Origin of the sequence: Nocardia veterana NBRC 100344 (assembly GCF_000308855.1) — a bacterium.
GTDB lineage: Bacteria > Actinomycetota > Actinomycetes > Mycobacteriales > Mycobacteriaceae > Nocardia > Nocardia veterana.
The window spans coordinates 77,005-99,357 of sequence record NZ_BAGM01000004.1 but is presented as its reverse complement, the minus strand read 5'-3'; the positions used below and the strand labels follow the sequence as shown (position 1 = coordinate 99,357).

Genomic DNA, 22,353 nt, shown 5'->3' with positions numbered 1-22,353 from the left:
GATACGCCGAAGAGGCAACTGCCCCTGCGGATTCGCGGGCGGTTGCCTCTTCGTACGGCGGCGGACGGGTGCTGTTCAGCCGATATTGGCCGAAAGGTCGGGGATCATCCGGTAGGCCTCGTCCTGCCAGTTGAACCAGTCGTGCACACCGACATTCGGGAACGAATACACGATGTTGCTCGCGCCGAGGGTCATCATCCGCACCTGGAAAGCCCGGGTATTGGCCAATGCCAGCGCTTCCAGCGGAGCGCCGCGGACGATGTGGTCGGCGGCGGCCGGCAGCGGCAACCCCAGGTCCTGCTGCGAGGGCACCCCACTACCGGCCGCGATCCACAGGCGGGTGTTGTTGGCGATCAAACGCGGGGCGAAGACGAACGGATCCATCCGCAGCCACTGCGGGCCCCACGGGGGCGCCATCGAATCGACGTTGTAACCGCCCGCGTCGATCATCGCGAGCCGAATCGCCTCGCGCATACCGGGTGCGGAAATGTTCAGATATCCGGAGAAGGAACCGGCGAAGCTGAACTGGTCCGGGTGATACGCCGCCAGGGTCAGCGCGGCGCTGCCGCCCATCGACAATCCGAACGCGCCGTTGCGGGAGGCCCGGAAGCCGAGCCGATCCCGCAGGGCATTACGCAGCTGGACGGTCAGGAAGGTCTCCCAGTCGTAGCGATAGTCCTTGCCCGGACCGCCCAGGAATGTCTCGGTCGCACCGGATCCGCTGTTGAAGGCGCCGAAATTGCTCGGCGGGATGCCGAAGAACGAGCTGGGCGCATTCCAGTCCGCGTAGAAACTGGATTGGCCGCCGACCGGCATCACCACATTGATATTCCAGTCGGTGAGTACCTGGGCGACATTCGTCTCGATCTCCCAGCCGTTGAGGGTCTGCGGGGCCCGCATCCCGTCGAGGGCGTAGACGACGCGGTCGGTGTTGCCGTCCTTGGCCCGGAAAATGCGGGACTTGACCGGGCCCATGACCGGAGAATCCACCCAGAAGTCGAAGCCCGACGGATCGAATGCGGCCGAGGCGCTCGCCCCGCTGCCGGCAACCGAAACTCCGAGCGGCAGCAACAGTGCCAATGCCACACCCAGCGCCGAGCGCCTGAGCCACGAACCGGGCCCGGTACCGGACCTACTTCCGAGCAACGGCTTCCTGCGCGCAAATCGCATCGAACTCGACCTTTCACCTGAAGCGACGGCCGCACCGGATCCCACACCGCGCGGCCGCCACTCATTCCGGACAACCCCGACAAAGCGTTTCGGCGCCAGACACTCGCCGCTGTACTGCAGGTTCTTCGATACCCACCGAGTATCGGTGATCCGGCGGGGCAGCCAATAGTTTCGACGCGGAAATATTCCGAAAGGTGATCTGCGACACAAGGGCGCGCGGGGTCGATTTCCGGCAACCCATCCCAGAGGGACACAGCAAACGCCCGGCGCTCGAGCATTCGGCAATCACTTCGGCCGGGTCCGGAAATGCCACGGCCCCGCGCCGGATGACCGACGCGGGGCCGCGAATCGCGCTGAGATCAGCCGATATTGGCCGACAGATCCGGCAGCATTCGGTAGACCTCGGCCTCCCAGTTGTGCCAGTTGTGCACACCCACATTCGGGAAGTCGTAGGTGACGTTGCCGGCGCCCAGGGTCATCATGCGGACCTGGAAGGCGCGGGTGTTGGCCAGCGCCAACGCTTCCAGCGGCGAGCCCTGGATGATGTCGAGCGGAGCGACCGCGTCCGACGGCGCGGGCAGTCCGCTACCGGCCGCAACCCACAGGCGGGTGTTGTTGGCCTTCAACCGCGGCGCGAAGACGAACGGATCGATCCGCAACCACTGCGGGCCCCACGGCGGCGCCATCGCGTCGATGTTGTACCCACCGGCGCTGAGCATCGCGACACGCATGGCCTCCCGCATACCCGGCGCGGAGATGTTCAGGTAACCGGAGAAGGAACCCGCGTAGCTGAACTGCTCCGGGTGGTACGCCGCCAGGGTCAGCGCGGCGCTACCGCCCATCGACAGACCGAAGACCCCGTTGCGATGGGCGCTGAAGCCCATCCGCGAGCTGAGCGCGTTCGGCAGGTCCTGGGTCAGGAAGGTTTCCCACTTGTAGGTGTTGGCCTTGCCCAGGGTCTCGTTGTAGTTCGAGGAACCGGTCATCGCCGAACCTGTCGACGACCCGGCGGAGCCGGCCGACGCGGTGTCGATGCCGAAGAAGTTGCTCGGCGCGTTCCAGTCGGCGTAGAAGCTCGACGGGCCGCCGACCGGCATCACGACGTTGATGTTGGCGCCCTGCAGCGCCGGGATGATGTTGGTTTCGATCTCCCAGCCGTTGAGGTCACCGCGAGCGCGCATACCGTCCAGGGCGTACACGACCCGGCTGGTGTTGCCGTCGGCCGCCCGGAAGATGCGGGACTTGATCGGTCCCATGGACGAATCGACCCAGAAATCGATACCCGACGGGTTGAATGCGGCGGCCGCATGTCCGGCCTCTGCCACCGACACCCCGAACGGCAGCAACGTCGCCAATGCCACGCCCACCGCCGACCGCTTGAGCCATCCGGCTCGCTGAGGCGCCGACGGTTGCTGCGACCGTCTCCGACGTCTCTGCTGCACCCATCGCACAGTCACGCCTCGCATACCCTGTCCGGCCTTTCCCGTAGTGCGGCCCGTCCGACCGCGTTTCTTCTCTGCGAATGATCACCCGTGCGCATACGACGATGCGCCCCCGACGGACGTCCGTCACCGAGCGTATCGTGAAATCGATACGTCGGCGTTATCAAACCGAGACTAATACACGACTGATTCGTTGCCCGGGGCGGACTAGTTCGGAGCCGGGAGCGGCGCCGTCGGGTCCACCAGGTGGCAACGCTGGATTTCGTACTTGGGCACCCGGTCGATGCGGTACTTCGCGAAATGCAACGACTGGATGATGTTGTGTTTGAAGCGATCCCAGGTCAGCGGCGCCCGATAGGACGCCAGCAGATCCTGCGTGGCCGGACACGACAGCGCCGTCCGGGCCTGCTGCACCCAACGCTGATCGAGGAACCACGGCATCCACGGATGCTGGTCGACCATACCGGTGTCGACGATGACCCAGTCCGGATACAGATTCTTGTCGTGACCGATCCGGCCGTCGGCCAGCCGGTCGGTGTGGGCGGCCAGCGGATACGCCAACCCCTCCTGGTCGATGACCCGCACGCTGAGCGGCACGTTCATGCTGGTCATGCCCAGATTGAGGAAGTACACCGTATGCCCGTAACCGCCGGGCGGAATCGGCAGCGGCGGCGGCGCGACGTACCACATCATGAACGACGGCGAATTGATCAGCAGACCGCCGTTCGGGGTCGCGGCGATGTCCTGCAGCATCGCCCGCATCCGCGGATAGTCCAGATAGTCCTCGGCCAGAACCGGATGGTCGTGCCCACTGTTGAGCACGTAGTAGACCCGTTCGTCGACGATGCCGGAGGCGCTGATCTGACCGCCCGAGGTATTCGCGGTGGTGTTCGCCGCGAACAGCGCCCAGCCGATGGTGCCGACCCAGGCGAGTGCCGGCACGGCGAACGACCAGCGCAGCCAGCCCGACCGGCCGGCGCCGCGGGCCGGCAGCCGCACCGGCAGCACCGACACCGGCAGCATCAGGCAGAACAGCTGGGGCAGCAGCATGCGGCCGTGCATGAAGTCGCCGCCGACCCGCATATTGAAGACGACCAGCAGCAGACCGCCACCGACCAGCACGGTGACGACCGCGGCCGGGGAACGCAGCCACTGCTGCACGCGCGCCGATCGCCGGGCCTCGCCGGTGGTCTCGGCAGCCGCGCCACCGCGACGACTCCGGATCAGCACTGCCGCCACCACGATCAGCACCAGCAGCGGAATCCACAGGTAGTACGGGCCGACCAGATCCCACAGATATTTCAGGCCCTGACCCCATTTCGCCCCGCCGGCCTCCTTGGCCACGGCAGTGTTCGGATAGGGCAGGCCGTAATAGCCCATGCGCCAGATCTGATAGCCGACCGACACCGCGCCGCCGACCACCACCAGCAGCGCGCGAATCAGCATCGGCCGCAACCGAGTCCGCGGCATCGGCGAGAAGAACAGCACGACCAGGGCCAGACCGCCGATCACGGTCATCTCCGGGCGGATGACCCAGCACAGTCCCGCCCAGAAGCCGGCCACGAGAAGGTTTGCCAGACGCGGTTTCTCGTCCTGGCTCCAGCGCAGCAGCAACCACCACAGCACGCCGAGCCAGAAGATGACCAGACAGTTCTCCAGGCCGGAGGTGGCGTAGTCACGAGCGGGCGGAACGGCGATATAGACCAGCGCACCGGCCGGCAGCAGCAGCGTGGGCGCGCCGGTGGTGAACGGGCGCCACAGCCGCGCCGATCCGACCATGGCGAAGACGATCGCCAGGAGGGAAAGGGTCAGTGCGACAGTCAGACCGACGTACTCCAGCCGGGCGTTGCTGATCCAGCTGAAGAACCAGATGACATAGGTCCAGGCGGCGCTGGTATTGGTCTCCACCCGCTCGCCCGCGTTGAAGACCGGGCCGTTGCCCGCGAGCAGATTGCGCACGGTGCGCAGAACGATCAGGCCGTCGTCGGCGATCCAGCGCCGTTGCCAGGCGCCGATACCGAACAACGCGACGGTGACGATCACCCCACCGACGAATACCGTGCGGGAGAGCACCGAAAAGCGGCGCGCGGCACCGCCGTCGCGCCGTAGTGCGCGATCGGACGACTCCGCGTCTGCCCCCTCCCCGTGTTCGTCTCCCGCTACCAGCATCTCGTCAGGTGAGATAGACAGCGACACCTACCGCTCCGATCCAGGCGATGGCCAGGAGCTGCAAAATGCGATCCCCCAGCGCGATCTCTTCGGGTTCCCCGGCCTCGCCGCCATCGACGTCGACCGCGTAGCGCAGGACTGCGATGGTAAACGGAATCATCGAGATCGCGAACCACTGGGTGTGCTTGTGATCGGTTTCGAAGGCCCACAGTCCGTAGAAGACCACCACCGCGGTGGCCGACAGGGTCCAGATGAAGCGCAGGTAGGTGGGCGTGTAGTACTGCAGCGACTTGCGGATCTTGGCGCCGGTGTCGAGCGCGATCTTCAACTCCGCGTAGCGCTTACCCGCCGCCATGAACAGCGAGCCGAAGGCCATGATCAGCAGGAACCACTGCGAGAGCCGGATATCGGCGGCCGCGCCACCGGCGACCGCGCGCAGCAGGAAGCCGGAGGACACGATGCAGATGTCGAGCACCGCTTGATGTTTCAGGCCGAAGCAGTAGGCCAACTGAATGCCGATGTAGACCGCCATCACGACGGCCAGATGCCAGGACGCCAGGAACGACACCGCGATCGAGCCGACCAGCAGCACCGCCGAGAGCGAATACGCCAGATTCACCGGCACCACACCGGCGGCGATGGGCCGGAACCGCTTGGTCGGGTGGGCCCGGTCGGCCTCGACGTCGAGCGCGTCGTTGACCAGGTAGATGCCCGAGGCCGCCATACAGAACACGACGAACGCGATCGCGATATGCGCGACCACGGTCGCATCCGCCAGGACGTAGGCGCCGGTGACCGCATCCTTGCCCGCCGCCAGCGGGGCGGCCAGCACGAGGACGTTCTTCACCCACTGCCGCGGCCGCACGGCCTTGACGATCCCGCCCGCCAGCGTCTTCGGCGGACCCTTCAGGACGGCTTCGTCGAGGTCGGTGCCGGTCGGCTCTTCACTCATATCAGCGAGGGTTCTTTCCTGTGCGGTCACTGGCGAATCTCTTTTCGGCGGCTAGCACGGCTGCGGCGGATGCCGCACCCAGAGCGGATCCGGCGAGCACGTCGGAGGGATAGTGCACTCCCAGAACGACCCGGGAGAGCAGCATCGGCGGCACGAGCACCGCAGGCAAGGGTAGCCCGGTCAACTTCCCGAGCAACACGGCCGCCGCCGTCGTGGAGGTGGCGTGCGAGGACGGGAAGCTGAGTTTGCTCGGAGTCGACACGTTGACCTGCACCGACGGATCGTGCGGACGCGGGCGGCGGACGATGCGCTTGATGACCACGGAGGCGGCATGCGCGCCGAAGGCGCCGACCGCGACACCGGCCCACTGTCGGCGCCGGGACTTGTCGACCAGAGCGCCGGCCGCGCCGATCGCCATCCAGCCGAGCGCGTGCTCACCGAAATGCGACATCCCGCGCGCCGCCTTGATCACCGGCGGCGTACCGATCGTGCCCTGAACCGCATTGAGGATCCGGACCTCCGCGGGCTTGGCCACCTCGGGGTCGGCCACCACCTGCAGGTGCGGAGTGCCGGCCGAATCGGCGGAGACGGGTGCGGTCATTTGTCCTCGCTATTGTCGTGTTCGATGCGCCGTCCGCGGGTCCCTCCGTGGTTACGCGCGCTGCCGCCTCCGGTCCCGTCGCTCCCGGCGATCCCGAATGCGTTCTCCCAGGCCGCGGTGCTGGTCAAGCGAGCGTGCGCGGCACGGTACCGGTCGCGCATCTCCGGGAACCGGGCGGCCAGTTCCCGGCGCAGCCGCATCGCCTCGGCGAACAGCTCCCGGGCCTGGCGCGGATCCCGCTTGCGATACACCACGCCACGCCCGTCGGCTGTGGTCACGGTAACCCCGTCGACCTGCGAGAGCAGGAACCAACGCGCGTCGAGGGTGGGAACGTTCAATTGCGGGCGCTCGTGGTGTTCGGTCTTGGCCGGGCGCAGATTGTGCAGTACGCCCTTGCCGAGCCGGACAATCTTCGCCAGCGGATTCGGCGGTTCGCCGACCGCGCCGACATCGGCGCCGCTGGGCAGCGGCAGCTCGGTCGAGGAACCGACGATCACCGCGTCGGAGTACTCCTTGCGCAGGGCGGCCACCTGGCCGAGCGCTGTCGGCAGCAGCTCGAACAGTTTGTCCGGCCCGGCCAGGAAGTCGCGAATCGCCTGATTCTGAATCGCGACCGTCGAATACTCCAGGCACAGCAGGTGTTTCAGCGTCGCCTTGACGGTGTTGACGATCATCGGACGGCCGTCGTTGCCGAGATGCAGCGCCGCGACCACCAGACGGTTGCGCAGGTGGAAATAGGCCTGCCAGTCGATGGCGTCGTCCTTGTCGCTCCACGCCATATGCCAGACCGCCGCACCGGGCAGGGTGACGGTCGGATATCCGGCCGCGCGGGCACGCAGACCGTATTCGACGTCGTCCCATTTCAGGAACAGCGGCAACGGCTGACCGATCTCCTCGGCCACCACGCGCGGGATGACACAGGTCCACCAGCCGTTGAAATCGACATCGATCCGGCGGTGCAGCAACTTCGAGTTGTCCCGGTCGCGCAGCGGATACTTCGAGAAATCGTGGTCGTATTCGACGTTCGGGGCCGCGGTCCACATCCAGATACCGCGATCGACCACCTCACCCATGGTGTGCAGATGCGAACGCTCCTGCAGATTCAGCATCTGGCCACCGACCAGGGTGGGAGTGCGCGAGAACCGAGCGAAGGCCAGAGCACGCAGAATGCAGTCCGGCTCGATCTCGATATCGTCGTCCATATAGACGATGTACTGCGCGTCGGTCGTTTTCAGCGCCTCGTACATGACCCGGCTGTAACCGCCGGAACCACCGAGATTCGGCTGATCGTGAATGGCGAGCCGATCCCCGAGAACCGCTGCGGCCTCGGCGAATCCGGGCTCGTCGACGGCCTTGCGGTTGCCCTGATCGGGAATGATCACAGCCTTGATCTTTTCCAGCACCAGCGGGTCCGAACCCAGCGCCGTCAGCGTGTTCACACAATCGGTGGGCCGGTTGAAGGTGGGCATACCGACGGCGATACTGCCCTCACCCGGCGCCTCGATCGGCGCGTACCAGCCGCCACTGCGCAATTCGACCGCGGTGTCGGTCGTGATGTCGAACCAGATCCAGCCGCCGTCCTCGAACGGGCCCAGATCGACCTCGAATTCGACGGTGGTGGTGTCGACCGGTGCGGTGAATGATTCACGGCTCGCCGTGGTCGTGGCGAATTCGTTGCCGCGCACGTGAATTCGGGACCCGTCGGCCTTCGATCGGTAGACGTCGACCCGGCCGTGGCCGGACAGTTCCAGCCGCAGCACCACCGAGTCCAGAATGGTCCAGCGCCGCCAGTAACTCGCCGGCACGGCGTTGAAGTAGGTGCAGAACGACACCTCGGATTCGGCGCCGATCGACAGCGAGGTGCGGGTGGGAGCGTGCGCCCGACGCGCATTCGTCGTCGATTCCTCCAGGTACAGCGTCCGCACATCCAACGGTTCGCCCGGGCGGGGCAGGATGATGCGCTGCAGCAGGGATTTCGCGCGCGTGTCGGTGCTCATATCCTCGAGTGTCACTTGTGCGGTCATTTCACTTCCTGCGTCCGCGGTACGGGTGGCGCATTACTCGGGACCTACTCGGAATCGCCGGCCGTGAGCGGTGCGCCGGATTCCAGATGCGGGCGCAGCACATTGTCGAACATGCTCAGTGCGCTACCGATCGCCATATGCATGTCGAGGTACTGGTAGGTGCCCAGCCGGCCCCCGAAAACGACCTTGGCGGAGGCGGTTTCCTTCTTCGCCAATTCCCGGTACGCCAGCAGTTTGGCGCGGTCCTCGGGGGTGTTGATCGGATAGTACGGTTCGTCGCCGGTCTGGGCGAAGCGGGAGAATTCCCGCATGATCACCGTCTTGTCGTTCGGGTAGAACTCGCGCTCGGGGTGGAAGTGGCGCGGCTCGATGATGCGGGTGTAGGGCACGTCGGCGTCGTTGTAGTTCATCACCGAGGTGCCCTGGAAGTCACCGGTTTCCAGCACTTCGGTCTCGAAATCGATGGTGCGCCAGCCCAGTTCGCCCTCGCTGTAGTCGAAGTAGCGGTCCAGCGGGCCGGTGTAGACCACCGGGGCGTCCGGGTTCTGGGCGCGGACCTCGTCGCGGACCTCGAACCAGTCGGTATTCAGCCGCACCTCGATCAGATCCGATTCGGCCATCTTCTCGAGCCATGCCGTATATCCGTCGCGCGGCAGGCCCTCGTAGGTGTCGTTGAAATAGCGGTTGTCGAAGGTGTACCGCACCGGCAGCCGGGTGATGTTTCCGGCCGGCAGCTCCTTCGGATCGGTCTGCCACTGTTTGGCCGTGTAATCGCGGACGAACGCCTCGTACAGCGGGCGGCCGATCAGCGAGATCGCCTTCTCTTCGAGATTCGTCGCATCCTGGGTCTCGATTTCGGCGGCCTGCTCCGCGATCAGTGCCCGCGCTTCCTCGGGCGTGAAATAGCGACCGAAGAACTGGGAGATCAACCCCAGCCCCATCGGGAACTGGTATGCCTGCCCCTTGTGCATCGCGAAGACCCGGTGCTGGTAGCCGGTGAATTCGGTGAATTGGTTGACGTAGTCCCAGACCCGCTTGTTCGAGGTGTGGAACAGATGGGCGCCGTACTTGTGGATTTCGATTCCGGTTTCCGGTTCCGCCTCGGAATAGGCATTGCCGCCCAGGTGGTAACGGCGCTCGACCACGAGCACCCGCTTACCCAGCAGGTTGGCGGTGCGTTCGGCAACGGTCAGCCCGAAGAATCCGGAGCCGACGACGATCAGATCGAAGGGAGCTGCGACGGTCACGGGTGCCCAGCGTAGCCGTAGCGGCTCATCACGTCTGCACGCCGTATGTCTCGATCGCGGCGGCGGTGGTCACGGGCGTGCGGCCCGCCGGGACGAACGGCGGATCACGGCCGCGCGGCGATCCAGCGCCCGGTTGCGCTCATCGCCGCGCAGACCAGAATCGGCAGTTCGATGGCGAACAGCAGCGCGAGCATCACCGCGATCGGCACCACATCGGATTGCTCGATACCTCCGGCCAGCGCCGCGACGACGACGATGGCTGAGGTCACCAGCATGACCAGCGAAGTCATCGCGATGACGATGAAACGTCCGGCCGATCGCCGGCAGAGCAGCAGGATCGCGCCGGTGAGAAACAGCGCCGACAGCGAGCCGAAGATGGTCAGGGCGATGAAATCCGGGGTCGAGTCGCCGCCGTCCATTCGGTCGTGCCGGGTCGAGATGGCCCCGAAGATCGAGAATGCAGTCGATCCGAGCCCTTGCAGCAGGGCCAGGACACCCGTTGTGATCGCGGACCCGCCGCCCGGCCTCGGCGGGACGGCAGGGTAGGCAGGCTGCATGTACGGATAGGCCATGGCCGACCCCTCAGTACGGGTAGGGCGGCTGACCGTAGTACGCAGCCGGTGAATAGGCGTGCATTCCGACACCGCACCAGCGCTTGGCCGAACCGGACAGGGTGAGGCTGAGCATCAGGGCGGCGAGCAGAGCGCCGACGATGCCTCCGATCGAAGCCGCAGGCACTCCGTTGACCAGCGGGAGCACGATCCCGGCGACGCCACCCAGCAGCCCGAGCGAGGACAGCACGACCAGCAGCACGCGCCCGCTGTTCTTGTGATTCATCAACAGGATGCCGCCGGTGGCCCACAGCAGCGCCAGCACACCGTCGACCACTGCGATCACATAGAACACGGTGGCCAGGTCGTGCGAGCGATAGGCATACGGGTCGAGCGGGTCGTCGAAGCTACTGGCCCCACCGAGCAGCCCGAGTACGCCGACTCCCGCCACCAGCGCCAGGATCAACGCGAAGATCCCCGCTGTGATCGCCGCGCCACCGCTCGGCCGCGGTTCCTGATAGCCATAGGGCAGGTAGCCCGGATACGGCGCGGGCGGATACCCGGGCGGTGGATAGCCCGGCGGTGGATACCCGTCGTAACCGGATCCGTACGGATAGCTCACTCTGTCCCCCTCGGCATCGGAGATCGATGCGGTCGACCGACACGGATTCCGGCGCTGCCGGCCGTGGGAGGTGGCGACGAATGCCCCGGTGGCACGCCCGGACCGCGGTGATCCCCGACCATGCTGTTCGGCCCCCCTTCCCTCGCGCAGGCACTCTACCGCCTACCACCGACTTCGGTACGCCGGTGCGCCGCACCGTGATCGGTCAGTAGGCGACGGTGAACCGAGTGTGCCGGTGCCGCGGCCGTTCCGCCTCGTCGAGGAGTGCGACGGCGAGGTCCTCCATCGAGATGCGGGAGACACCGGCGCTGTCGGTGAGCAGTTCGTCGGCGCCGATGCGGTAGCTGCCGCGGCGGATACCGGGTTCGAGCTCGGCGGGCGGGCTCAGATAGGTCCAGTCGACATCGGTTGGGGTGCTCCGTAATACCTCGTGCTGGGCATGGCAGGCCAGCGCGATCGGCCGCCAGTCCGGCGGGAAGTCGGGCTGTTGCACGACGGTCGCCCCGGTGCCGGGGACGATCAGATCGCCCGCCCCGCCGACCACCAGCAGCCGAGCGCCGGATCCGCGCACTCCTTCCAGTAATGCCTGCGCCACCGCGGCCAACTCGTATTCGCGCCCCGGACGCGGCCGGGTCGCGCTGATGACGACATCACTCCCGGCGGATGCGCCCCGGACCTGGGCGGCGTCGGTCGCGTCGGCCGTGCGGACGGCGGCTTCGCGCGGCAGGTCCCGCAGGCCCTCGATGCTGCGGCCGACGGCGGTGACGTCGTGGCCGCGAGCCAGGGCCTCGCGCACGATTCGGCTGCCGGCGGCGCCCGCCGCACCGAAAACAGTGATACGCATGATGTTTCGTGCCTCCGAGGGGTCGGGCTCAGCCGAGCCGTGAGTTCTGCGGTGTCGATGCGAGCTGCGACGTTGTCGCGGTTGTGGATTCGCCCGTAACGATGGACGCCGGTTCCTGCGGATCCGGCGGTTGCACCGGTTCGGGCCTCGTCGCGCCGGGCCCGAGCTGGCCGAGAACGGTGCCGCCCAGGGCGATCACCATTCCGAGAACCTGCAGCAGTGTCAGTGACTGGCCGAGGGCGATCCATCCGATCACCGCCGCCGACAGCGGACTCAGCAGGCCGAGAAATGCCACCGAAGTGGCGGGCATACGGGACAGGCCGCGGAACCAGAGGGCATAGGCCGCCGCCGTCCCCAACACACCGAGATAGAGGTAGCCGCCGATCGCCGGACCGTCCAGCGCGGGCGGCGCTCCCTCGGTGATCAGCGCCAACGGCAGCAGGAACAGCCCACCCGCGGTCAGCTGCCAGCTGGTGAAGGCGAGCGGCCCCACCCCGTCGGGCCGGCCCCAGTGCCCGGTCAGAACCGTTCCGGCCGCCATCGACGCGGCGCCGGCGAGTCCGGCGAGTACGCCGATCGGATCGAGCGCGGCATCGGCCCGCAAGACCACCAGGGCGACGCCCATAATGCCGATAACGCCGGCCAGCAATTTGCGTCCGCTCGGACGCACCCGCAACAGCCCCGCCGCGATGGCGAGCGCGAAAACCGGTGCGGCCGAACCCAATACCGCCGCGACCCCGCCTGGCAGGCGATAGGCGGCGAGGAACAGCAGGGGGAAGAAGGCGCCGATATTGAGCACTCCCAGCAGGGCCGCGCGGCCGATCCAACGCCCGCGCGGCAGCGCGCGGGTCGCGGCGAGCAGCACCAATCCGGCCGGGAGGGCCCGCATCAGCGCGGTGAACATGGGCCGCTCCGGCGGCAGGAATTCGGAGGTGACCGCGTAGGTGGTTCCCCAGACCAGGGGCGCCAGCCCGGTCACCGCGAGGATCGCGGCTCCGGAACCGCGGACGCCGTCGGCGCGTGTCATGGCGGTATCTCCTCATTGATAATCTTAACGTTGAAGTAATAAGACCTCGGGAACTGCCTTGATGTCAAGTATCTGAACGTTAAGATTCATTCCGTCGAGAGGAGAAGCATGAGCGACGCCGTGGATCAGGTCGTCGCGGACTGGGGACGGGTCCGCCCCGAACTCGATGTCTGGCCGACCCACGTCATCGGGCGCCTCAAACGCCTCGGCCGCCGCCTCGATCGGGAAATGAAGGACTTCTTCGCTCGGTACGGCCTCGAGTACTGGGAGTTCGACGTGCTGTCGACGCTGCGGCGCTCGGGCGGGCCGGAGGGCCTCACCGCCGGTGATCTGATCAAGGCCACCATGGTGACCTCCGGCGCGATCACCAACCGCATCGATCGGATGGCCGCCAAGGATCTGGTCCGCCGCGTTCCGGATACCAAGGACCGCCGCACCATTCGCGTCCAACTGACCGATCACGGCCGCGAAGTGGTCGACGACCTCATGCCGCGGCACGTCGACAACGAGATTCGCCTGCTGTCCGGAATGAGCAGAGCCGACCTCGACCGCCTCGCCGGCCTACTCCGTGACCTGTCCGAATCCCTCGACGACACCGCCCTCGGCTGACCGGTTCCGACCGCGCGGGAGAAGACGGTGCAGCCAGTTGATGCAGAGGCCGGTCGGTGTCGAGCGCCTGCTCGTCGGCCCGGCGGCGTTGTTCGCGCCCCGGCAGATACGCGGCGGGCCGCCTACTCCTGCGGCCGCCCCTCAGCCGGCAGCGCGGCGGTGTGATCGGGTGCCGCGCTGTCCCCGGCCGCCGACTCCGGCGGCGCAACGGCACCTACCGGGGCGGGCGCGGACCGATGCGGGACCGGCCGATCGGCCGGATCGGGTGGCGGCGTCGGCGTCGCGGCGGTTCCGGGCGTGCCGGTGGCGCCGGCTGTGGACGGCGCCGCGGCGTCCCGGTCCGCGCTCTGCGACACCCCGGGAGCGATCTGCAGCAGCCGCGCGTAGTCGACGATCTGGGCGCCCAGCGTGGGGGTCGAGATGATCACCCCGCCGCGATACAGTCGGAAGGTTCCGACCCGGCCCGGCAACAGCGACTCCGGACCCATCGGGTCTCCCAACGGCCCTGCGGCACCGCCGCTTTCGGCATATTTCGTCTCGATGGCGGTGTTGCCGCGCACCGCCTGTTCCGGGGCGGTCGGCGCGGGCGCGGCCGGGGTGGAGGCGCCGGGCGCCGATTCCAGTTCGGCGGGCGCCGGTCCTACCTCGAGGGTGTTGATATCGATCGGCTGACCGCCTCCGGGCGCCGCGGAGTATTCGGTGCGCAGGACGTGCCCGTCGCGCAGCAGCACCTGCCCGGCGGTCGTGTGAACCGCGTCGGCGGCGCGCGGGTCCTCCTTCTCGGTCCCCGGATACATCTGACAGTCGGTGGTGTCGCAGGTCTGGGCGTACGGATACCGGTGTTCGGCAAGGGCATACGAGCGCGCGGCGATGGCTTGCGCGCGCAGCGCCTCGGCCCCGCCCTTGTCCGCCCAGTTGGCCTGCATCTCGGCCGGGACCACGCCGAGCAGGTAGTCCTCGACGTCGAGTTGGTTCACGGTGACGGGCCGTCCGCCGTCCTCGGCGACGCCGAGCGCGCCGCGGAACGTCGAGCCATCGCACACCTTCAATTGTTCGGCGGCGGGCCGATCCGGACCCGGATCCGCCGGATACGCCCAGGGGTCGTCGGTGTCGCCCTGCCACAGCACATCGCCGTCACAGCCGATCGTCACCACGACGTTCGCGCCGCCACTGGGAGTCGGGGTGAGGTGGGCAGCCTGTCCGGCCACCACCCGCCGACCGGCCACGGTCAGTCCGGAATCGGAGTACACGTCGAGGGTTTCGTTGTCGTACACGGTGAGTCGGACCCGCACGGTGGTCGGCCCGACGGTGGCGAGCTGCGCGCCGGGATAGTAGTGCGCCAGGATGCCGTCGGCCGTCGCGCCCGCGGTGGCCTGGTCGAAGGCGCCGACCTGGCTCATCCCGCGACCGTGGCCGGGACCGGCCACCGCCTGATAGGCCGTGTTCTCGGTCCCGGATCCGAACATCGGCAGCGCGAAGGCCACGACGAGGCCGCCCGTGACCGGGACGACGACCAATCCGATCACCGCGCCACGCCGAATCCGTCGACGATGCCGCAGTTCGCCCTGTCGGCGCCGGAGCCGGCTCGCGAAATTCTCGGTTCGACTCATCGAACCCTCCTGTGGATTGCGGACAGCCCCCATCGGCCGCTCCGGCGCTCGATCGGGCGACGGTGAGCCATCGTTGCCTCCCAACGGGTTCGGCGAGTGGGTGGTGGTTGATCGAACGCACCGCTCGCTCGGCATGTCCTGACCGGGTGTGGCTATTGGGAAGTTACGTCTGAGCTATCCTAGACCCTAATCCTCAACCAAAGGTTTAGATTTGTGGCATTTGGGACTAGTGTGACCATCGATCCGTCAGGAATCAACCCCGCGCGCCACCCTGTTCCACGCTGACGGTCACCGGTTCTACCTGAATGGGAGATGCTCGTGCCGTACCGCCGCCCGAAACGTTCCGTCGTCCTCCCGGTGGTCGCGACCCTCGCGGTCGCCGCCCCGCTCGCGACGCTGACACTGCGCGAGTCCTCCAGCTACCGACCGGCGGGCGACAGCGACCTCGCCGCGATACCCGCGCAACTGGCCGAGGTGGCCCTGTCCTCGGCCCCGGACATCGTCCTGCCGCTGCGCGAACTCACCGGTCTGAATCTGCCGGATCTGCGGCTGTCCGACTTGCGGAAACTGCCGCTGCCCAAGTCGGTTCCGATCCCGCCCGGCCTACCCGCCCCGCCCGGCATCCAGCTACCCAGCGAGATCCCATTACCCCAATTCGGTGATCATTCGACCACCACGCCGACCCCGACGCCCTACGCCGGCCCGGTCACTCCCCAGGCCCCCGCTCCCGCGAAGCAGTCCACACCCCCGGCCCCCGCGCACTCGGGCCCGGGTTTCGTCGCCGCCCCGCTCGACCCCGCCCAGATCCCGGGCGCCGACCCGTCCGCACCCGCTCTGTCCCCGGGCACCGTGCCGCCGAATATGGCCGATCAGGTCGGGGCGGAAGTCAAGGAATTGACCCGGGACACGCCCTTCAGCATGGTGGCGCTGACCGCCGCCGAACTGGCCGACACCACCTCGCTCATCCGCGCCCAGCAGTCCGACGGCAGCTGGGGTCCGTGGTTCCCGACCGACCCGGTCGATACGAATCGCAGCGACCACGCGGCCGCACCCGCCCGGACCGGCACCGAACCGATCTATGTCGGCGAGACCAAGGCGGTCCAGGTACTGACCACCCGTAAAGCCACGACGCCGGCGATCGCCCGCTCCGACGATCCCGCTCAGCTCGCCGCCGCGCAACTGTCGGCGGTGCTGATCAATCCCGGGCGAGGCTCGATCGACGACAATCTGACCTCGGTCGCCGCGGCGCTGCCGGGCGGCGGTCCGAAGGTGATCACCCGCGCGCAGTGGGGCGCCGACGAATCGCTGCGTTGCGAGGAACCCACCTACGACGACGGACTCGGCGGCATCACCGTGCACCACACGGCCGGCCGGAACGACTACACCAGGGCCGAATCCGCGGGCATCGTCCGCGCGATCTACGCGTATCACGCCAAGACCCTGGGCTGGTGCGATATCGGCTACAACGCGCTGGTCGACAAGTACGGCCAGATCTTCGAGGGTCGCTACGGCGGTCTGGACCGCCCGGTGCAGGGCGCGCACGCCGGTGGTTTCAACGAGAACACCGCCGGGGTGGCGATGATGGGCGATTTCGAAAGCGAACCGCCCACCGACGCGCAACTGCAGGCCACCGGTCAATTCGTCGGCTGGCGGGCCAAGATCGCCGGACTCGATCCCGAGGGCCACACCACGATGTATTCCGAGGGCACCGACTACACCCCCTACGCCGAGGGTGAGGCGGTCGATCTGCCGATCGTCTTCGCCCATCGCGACGTCGGCAACACCACCTGCCCCGGCGATGCCGCCTATGCGCGCATGGACCAGATCCGTGGCATCGCGGCGAGCGTCGCGGCCGGCGCCGCACCCAGCGCCCCGAAAAACCAACGGCCGCAGACAGATCTGGCCGCCCTCGCGAATCTGACCAGCCGGCTGCTGAGCATGGTCGACAAGAACATCATCGCGAAATACTGGGCGGCACAGGGTGGCCCGAACGGACGCCTCGGCGCCGCCGCCTCGGAACCGACGCCCACTGCGGACGGCGGCCAGTACGCGAAGTTCGTCAACGGTTACGTCTACGCGGCACCCGACGGCTCGATCATCGAACTGGCCGGGCAGATCCTCGACCGCTTCCTGCAACTCGGCGCCGAAACCGGCGCGCTCGGCACGCCGCTGCGCAGCCCGTACCCCGTGCCTGGCGGTCAACGCGCCGATTTCCGGCTGGGTTCGCTGATCCTCAACACCGCCACCGGGATCGTGACCACCTTGCTGAAGCACTCGGCGGACCCGCAGCATCCCGCGGCGGCGCCGATTCCGGCCCCGCTACCGCCGGGTGCCGAAAACCCGCACGCCGCACCGGCTCCCGCCGCCCCGGCGGCTCCGGAGACCCAAGCCGCACCGGCCCCGGCAGCACCGGCTGATCCGCAGGCCCAAGCCGCGCCGGGCCCGGCGGCACCGGCGAATCCGGACGCACACGCGGAACCGGCACCCCCCGCACCCGAGTCCGCTGCCGGTGCCCCGCCCGCGCCCATCCAACCGGCCGCACCGGCGCCGGCGGGCTGAGGCGAACCCGTGCGGACGCCCGCGCAGCTATCTCGGCAGCGCGGGCGCTCGCACCGAACTCAGCTGTCCCACCAGCGCTCGAGCACCCGCGCCACGCCGTCCTCGGAATTGGAAGTCGTGATCTCGTCGGCGGCGGCCTGCGCTTCCGGATGTGCATTACCCATCGCGACGCCGTGGCCGGCCATCCGCAGCATCGGCACGTCGTTGGGCATATCGCCGAAGGCGAGCATGGCCGCCGGTTCCACGCCGAGCCGCTGGGCGACGACGGTGAGGCCGGCGGCCTTCGTGATGCCGGGCGCGGACAGCTCGATCAGGCCGTTGTTGGTGGAATAGGTGATGTCGGCGCGCCCACCGAGTTCCGGCTCGAGTGCCGCGCGCATATCGGCGCTGGCCGCCCCGCGCAGCCGGATCAACATCTTGATCGCCGGCGCCGCGATGACCTCGGTCCGGGAGACCTGCGTGTCGTCGGGATTGAGCCAGGCATGCTCGTATTCCGGCGAGCTCACGAACTGCGGCGTGGCGGCGTCGTGGGCGCTGCGTCCGACCCGCTCGGCGGCCAGTCCACAGCCGGGCAGCACCCGCTCGGCCAGTTCGGCGATCCATTCCAAGCTCGCCACATCCAGGGTGGTGGTGTGCAGGATCCGGTCGGCGGCGCTGTCGTAGATGACCGCGCCGTTGCCGCAGACGCACAGCGGCGGAAATCCGAGGCCCTCGATCACCGGATCGATCCAGCGTGGCGGGCGGCCGGTGGCCAGCACGAACGGCACCCCGTCGGCGATCAGCGCCGCCACCGCGGTGCGGGTCCGCGGGGTCACCCGTTCCCACTCGTCGAGCAGCGTGCCATCGACATCGGTGGCCACCATCTTCGGCTTCGGCAGACGCGTCACCTATTCCATCCTGCCCGAAATACCGGCGTCGCTGTAATCAATTGCCGCCGCCCCGCCTGCGAGTGGGCCGAATGTGGTGCACGATGTCTCCGGTGGACCCCAGACCATTCCCTATGATCAGGGGCTAGTAACCGACCCGAGGGGACCGATGACCGGCTTTCTGCTGCGACGTGCGCTCAACTATGTCGTGCTGCTGGCGCTGGCGTCGTTCCTGGCGTTCAGTCTCGCTTCGCTGACATTTCGCCCGCTGGACAGCCTCGAACAGCGCAATCCGCGGCCGCCGCAGTCGGTGATCGATGCCAAGGCCCACGAACTGCACCTCGACGAGCCGATTCCGCAGCGCTACCTGACCTGGGTGACCGGCGTGGCGCACGGAGACTTCGGCAAGACCTTGACCGGTCAGCCGGTCAGTCAGGAACTGGGTCGCCGGATCGGGGTCAGTCTGCGGTTGCTGATCGTCGGCTCGGTGGTGGGCACGGTGTTGGGCGTGCTGATCGGCGCGGCCGGGGCGATCCGGCAATACCGGTTCAGCGACTACTTCACGACGGTCGTTTCGCTGCTGGTGCTCAGCACCCCGGTCTTCCTTTTGGCGACCTTGCTGAAATACGGTGCGCTGGAAATAAATTCGGCGACCGGGCAGCAGATATTCCTGTACACCGGAGAAACCTCGGCCACTGCCGTCCACGGCGTGTGGAATCAATTCGTGGACCGGCTGCAGCACATGATCGTCCCGACCCTCGGCCTCGCCCTGGGCGCGATGGCCGGCTACAGCCGCTATCAGCGCAACGCCATGCTCGACGTGCTCCAGAGTGATTTCATCCGCACCGCACGAGCCAAAGGGCTGACCCGGCGGCGCGCCCTGTACAAACACGGCCTGCGCACCGCCCTCATTCCGATGGCGACGCTGTTCGCCTACAGCCTGGGCGCACTGATCACCGGCGCCACGTTCACCGAGAAGATCTTCGGCTGGCACGGCGTGGGCGAATGGCTGGTGGACGCGATCAACGCCCAGGACATTTACATCGTGGTGACCGTCACGGTGTTCGCGGGATTCGTCGTGCTGGTGTCGGGCCTACTGTCCGACATCGTGTACGCGATCCTCGATCCGCGGGTGCGGGTCGGATGATCGCGAAAAAGGACTAGAGCACCATGACCGAAACCGAGATCATCGCGCAGGGCGCGCCGGAGCCCGCCGCCGCCGGCCGGCGAAAGCTGGTGTGGCGCCGATTCCTTCGCAACAAACCCGCCCTCGTCGGCGCGACCGTGCTGATCCTCATGTTGATCTGCGCCTTCGCGATCCCGCCGTTCCTTTCCTACGACTATCAACAGCGCGACCCGTACGCACTGTTGCAGCCGCCGACGCCGAAACATCCGTTCGGCACCAACGAGATCGGCCAGGACATGCTGGCCCAGACCCTGCACGGGCTGCAGAAATCGCTGATCATCGGTATCTGCGTGGCGGTGCTGACCTCGTTGATCGCGGTCACCGCCGGGTCGATCGCGGGCTTGCTGGGCGGCTGGGCCGATCGGGCGATCATGTGGCTGGTCGATCTGCTGCTGGTGGTGCCGAGCTTCATCATCATCGCGATCTTCGCCCCGCGGACCAAGGGCAGCAGTTCGATTCTGCTGCTGATCGTGCTGCTGGCGACATTCAGCTGGATGATCAGCGCCCGCCTGGTGCGGGGTTTGACGCTGAGCCTGCGCGAGCGCGAATTCGTCCGCGCCGCACGCTATATGGGCGCCTCCACCCGGTCGGTGATCGTCACCCATATCGTGCCGAACATCGCATCGATCCTGATCATCGACACCACGCTGGCGGTCGGCGCCGCGATCATGTCCGAAACCGGTTTGAGCTTCCTCGGTTTCGGTGTGCAGCCGCCGGATGTATCGCTCGGCTCGCTGATCGCCTTCGGCACCAAATCGGCGCTGACCTTTCCGTGGCTGTTCCTGTTCCCCGGCGGTTTCCTGATCGCGATCGTGTTGTGCGCCAATCTCGTCGGCGACGGCCTGCGGGATGCGTTCGACCCGAGTGCGAGTCGGGCCCGGGCACGGCGGAAGTCTCCGAAACCGGATAAGCCACAGCGCCGGAAGGCCGGGGGCGCCGGAACGGATGAAGTGGGTTCGGACAAGAGGGTTGAGGCGGCATGACCGACAGCACCACCGCATCCGCCGCGGGCACCGATGCCCGGCACCGCACCACCGAACCGCTGCTCGAGGTCTCCGACCTGCATGTGAGCTTTCCCGGCGAGGAGGGCCGCATCGACGCCGTGCGCGGGGTGAGCTACTCCGTGGCCGACGGTGAGGTGCTGGCCATCGTCGGCGAATCCGGTTCCGGCAAATCGGTGTCCTCGCTGGCGGTGATGGGCCTGCTGCCCGATCAGGCCCGGGTGCGCGGTTCGATTCGCCTGCGCGGCAGGGAACTGCTCGGCATGGGCGACAAGCAGCTGTCGACGCTGCGCGGATCCAAGATCAGCATGGTGTTCCAGGATCCGCTCTCGGCCCTCACGCCGGTCTACCGGGTGGGCGATCAGATCGCGGAAGCCCTGCTCGCCCATCGGAAGATGAGCAAAGCGCAGGCCGCCGAGCGGGCCGTGGAATTGCTGGATCTGGTCGGTATTCCCGAACCCGCGGTGCGCGCCAAGGCGTTTCCGCACGAATTCTCCGGGGGTATGCGCCAGCGCGTGGTGATCGCGATGGCCATTGCCAACGATCCCGAACTCATCATCTGTGACGAGCCGACCACCGCCCTGGACGTGACGGTGCAGGCGCAGATACTCGATCTGCTGCGCAAGGCGCGCGATATCACCGGCGCCGGCGTCATCATGATCACCCACGATATGGGCATCGCGGCGACCCTGGCCGACCGGGTGGCCGTGATGTACGCGGGCCGGATCGTCGAAAACGCGTCGGCGGCAGAGCTGTTCAACTCCCCCAGAATGCCGTACACGGTGGGTCTGCTCGGGTCGATTCCGCGGATGGACGGGCCCGCCCGCGCGCCGCTCATTCCGATCGTCGGTGCGCCGCCGGCCATGCACGCCCTGCCGCCGGGCTGCCCGTTCGCGCCGCGCTGCCCGGTGTCGATCGACGAGTGCCTGGACGCGGAGCCACCGCTGCGGGACACCACACCGGGACATCGCGCGGCGTGTATCCGAACCGCCGAAGTGGGCACCGAGGAGCTGTTCACCGCCTATCGGCACGAGGTGGACAGCGTCGAGGCGGCCCGGCCCGTGGATTCCGACGTGGTGCTGCGGGTTTCCGGACTGACCAAGGTCTTCCCGGTCACCTCCGGGGTCGTGTTCAAACGCCGCACCGGTGAGGTGCGAGCGGTCGACGGCATCGACTTCGAGGTACGCAAGGGACGCACGCTCGCGCTGGTCGGCGAGTCCGGATCCGGGAAGTCGACGACGCTCAGCCAGATCATGGATCTCGTCGAACCGCAGGCCGGCACGATCGAGATCTTCGGACAGAACGTCGCCACCCTGAGCAAGCAGCGCAAGCGGGAGATCCGACGCAAACTGCAGATCGTGTTCCAGGATCCGTCGTCGTCGCTGGATCCGCGGTTGCCGATTTTCGATGCGCTGGCCGAACCGCTGCGCGTCGACGGCCGTTCCCGTGACGAAATCCGCAAGCGGGTACCGGAATTGTTGAAGCAGGTCGGGCTGCGGCCCGAACATGCCGACCGTTATCCCGCCGACTTCTCCGGTGGACAGAAGCAGCGCATCAATATCGCGCGCGCGATGGCATTGGATCCCGAGCTGCTGGTCCTCGACGAACCGGTGTCCTCACTCGACGTTTCCATTCAGGCGGGCGTGCTGAATCTGCTGCGGGACCTACAGGCCGATCGGGGACTGTCGTACCTGTTCGTCTCGCACGATCTGTCGGTGGTGCGCAATCTGGCACACGACATCGCGGTCATGTATCGCGGCAAGATCGTCGAATCCGGTTCCGCCGAGCAGATATTCGCAGCGCCGCAGCACGAGTACACCCGCGCGTTGATCGACGCGGTGCCGCTTCCCGTCGTCTCACGCTAGGAGTCCGT

General features: G+C 67.4%; 18 protein-coding genes. 5 read left to right on the top strand and 13 right to left on the bottom strand.

Features of this window, described 5'->3' with window-relative positions; translation table 11 throughout:
- Positions 1–75: 75 nt before the first annotated feature.
- The 11 genes from ON37_RS00530 to ON37_RS00480 form a co-directional block, all read right to left on the bottom strand.
- Entirely contained in the window at positions 76–1,170 is a 1,095-nt protein-coding gene (locus ON37_RS00530) for an alpha/beta hydrolase (protein WP_083892583.1), read from the bottom strand.
- Positions 1,171–1,529: 359 nt separating this feature from the next.
- Positions 1,530–2,636 carry an alpha/beta hydrolase gene (locus ON37_RS00525; protein WP_083892581.1) on the bottom strand — a complete coding sequence of 369 codons (1,107 nt, stop codon included), beginning with the start codon at positions 2,634–2,636 and terminating at the stop codon, positions 1,530–1,532.
- 183 nt (positions 2,637–2,819) lie between these two features.
- Complete coding sequence (locus ON37_RS00520) at positions 2,820–4,781, bottom strand: arabinofuranosyltransferase AftB family protein (RefSeq protein WP_245552885.1); 1,962 nt, start codon at positions 4,779–4,781, stop codon at positions 2,820–2,822.
- 4 nt (positions 4,782–4,785) lie between these two features.
- Positions 4,786–5,733, bottom strand: a complete 948-nt coding sequence (locus ON37_RS00515) for a decaprenyl-phosphate phosphoribosyltransferase (protein ID WP_040715236.1) — start codon at positions 5,731–5,733, stop codon at positions 4,786–4,788.
- Between the two features lies 1 nt (position 5,734).
- Entirely contained in the window at positions 5,735–6,334 is a 600-nt protein-coding gene (locus tag ON37_RS00510) for a phosphatase PAP2 family protein (protein ID WP_083892579.1), read from the bottom strand.
- Positions 6,331–8,358, bottom strand: a complete 2,028-nt coding sequence (locus ON37_RS00505; protein WP_083892577.1) for a glycosyltransferase — start codon at positions 8,356–8,358, stop codon at positions 6,331–6,333. The genes ON37_RS00510 and ON37_RS00505 overlap by 4 nt, the downstream gene beginning before the upstream one ends.
- Positions 8,359–8,402: 44 nt before the next feature.
- Positions 8,403–9,605: a UDP-galactopyranose mutase gene (gene glf / locus ON37_RS00500; protein WP_040715235.1), complete on the bottom strand. Its 1,203-nt coding sequence runs from the start codon at positions 9,603–9,605 to the stop codon at positions 8,403–8,405.
- Between the two features lie 104 nt (positions 9,606–9,709).
- Complete coding sequence (locus ON37_RS00495) at positions 9,710–10,177, bottom strand: hypothetical protein (protein ID WP_040715234.1); 468 nt, start codon at positions 10,175–10,177, stop codon at positions 9,710–9,712.
- Between the two features lie 10 nt (positions 10,178–10,187).
- Positions 10,188–10,778 carry a hypothetical protein gene (locus ON37_RS00490; protein WP_040715232.1) on the bottom strand — a complete coding sequence of 197 codons (591 nt, stop codon included), beginning with the start codon at positions 10,776–10,778 and terminating at the stop codon, positions 10,188–10,190.
- A gap of 205 nt (positions 10,779–10,983) precedes the next feature.
- Positions 10,984–11,622 (bottom strand): NAD(P)-dependent oxidoreductase, encoded by a 639-nt coding sequence (locus ON37_RS00485; protein ID WP_040715231.1) that lies wholly within the window; start codon positions 11,620–11,622, stop codon positions 10,984–10,986.
- Between the two features lie 28 nt (positions 11,623–11,650).
- Positions 11,651–12,649 (bottom strand): EamA family transporter, encoded by a 999-nt coding sequence (locus ON37_RS00480; RefSeq protein WP_083892575.1) that lies wholly within the window; start codon positions 12,647–12,649, stop codon positions 11,651–11,653.
- Positions 12,650–12,757: 108 nt separating this feature from the next.
- Here ON37_RS00480 and ON37_RS00475 point away from each other — a divergent pair, with 108 nt between their 5' ends.
- Positions 12,758–13,258: a MarR family winged helix-turn-helix transcriptional regulator gene (locus ON37_RS00475; RefSeq protein ID WP_040715229.1), complete on the top strand. Its 501-nt coding sequence runs from the start codon at positions 12,758–12,760 to the stop codon at positions 13,256–13,258.
- A gap of 122 nt (positions 13,259–13,380) precedes the next feature.
- Here ON37_RS00475 and ON37_RS00470 read toward each other — a convergent pair whose 3' ends face one another.
- Positions 13,381–14,868, bottom strand: coding sequence for a SpoIID/LytB domain-containing protein (locus ON37_RS00470; protein WP_083892611.1), 1,488 nt, complete (start codon positions 14,866–14,868; stop codon positions 13,381–13,383).
- A 312-nt stretch (positions 14,869–15,180) separates the two neighbouring features.
- Here ON37_RS00470 and ON37_RS00465 point away from each other — a divergent pair, with 312 nt between their 5' ends.
- Positions 15,181–17,427, top strand: coding sequence for an N-acetylmuramoyl-L-alanine amidase (locus ON37_RS00465; RefSeq protein WP_051030997.1), 2,247 nt, complete (start codon positions 15,181–15,183; stop codon positions 17,425–17,427).
- Positions 17,428–17,486: 59 nt separating this feature from the next.
- Here ON37_RS00465 and ON37_RS00460 read toward each other — a convergent pair whose 3' ends face one another.
- Entirely contained in the window at positions 17,487–18,290 is an 804-nt protein-coding gene (locus ON37_RS00460) for a Cof-type HAD-IIB family hydrolase (RefSeq protein ID WP_085997198.1), read from the bottom strand.
- 172 nt (positions 18,291–18,462) lie between these two features.
- Here ON37_RS00460 and ON37_RS00455 point away from each other — a divergent pair, with 172 nt between their 5' ends.
- Genes ON37_RS00455 through ON37_RS00445 form a run of 3 tightly spaced genes read left to right on the top strand, consistent with a single transcriptional unit; the run spans position 18,463 to position 22,345 of the window.
- Positions 18,463–19,440 (top strand): ABC transporter permease, encoded by a 978-nt coding sequence (locus ON37_RS00455; RefSeq protein ID WP_040715226.1) that lies wholly within the window; start codon positions 18,463–18,465, stop codon positions 19,438–19,440.
- 23 nt (positions 19,441–19,463) lie between these two features.
- Positions 19,464–20,462 carry an ABC transporter permease gene (locus ON37_RS00450; RefSeq protein ID WP_083892573.1) on the top strand — a complete coding sequence of 333 codons (999 nt, stop codon included), beginning with the start codon at positions 19,464–19,466 and terminating at the stop codon, positions 20,460–20,462.
- Positions 20,459–22,345, top strand: a complete 1,887-nt coding sequence (locus ON37_RS00445) for an ABC transporter ATP-binding protein (protein ID WP_051030996.1) — start codon at positions 20,459–20,461, stop codon at positions 22,343–22,345. Before ON37_RS00450 ends, ON37_RS00445 begins: the two co-directional genes overlap by 4 nt.
- Positions 22,346–22,353 lie beyond the last annotated feature (8 nt).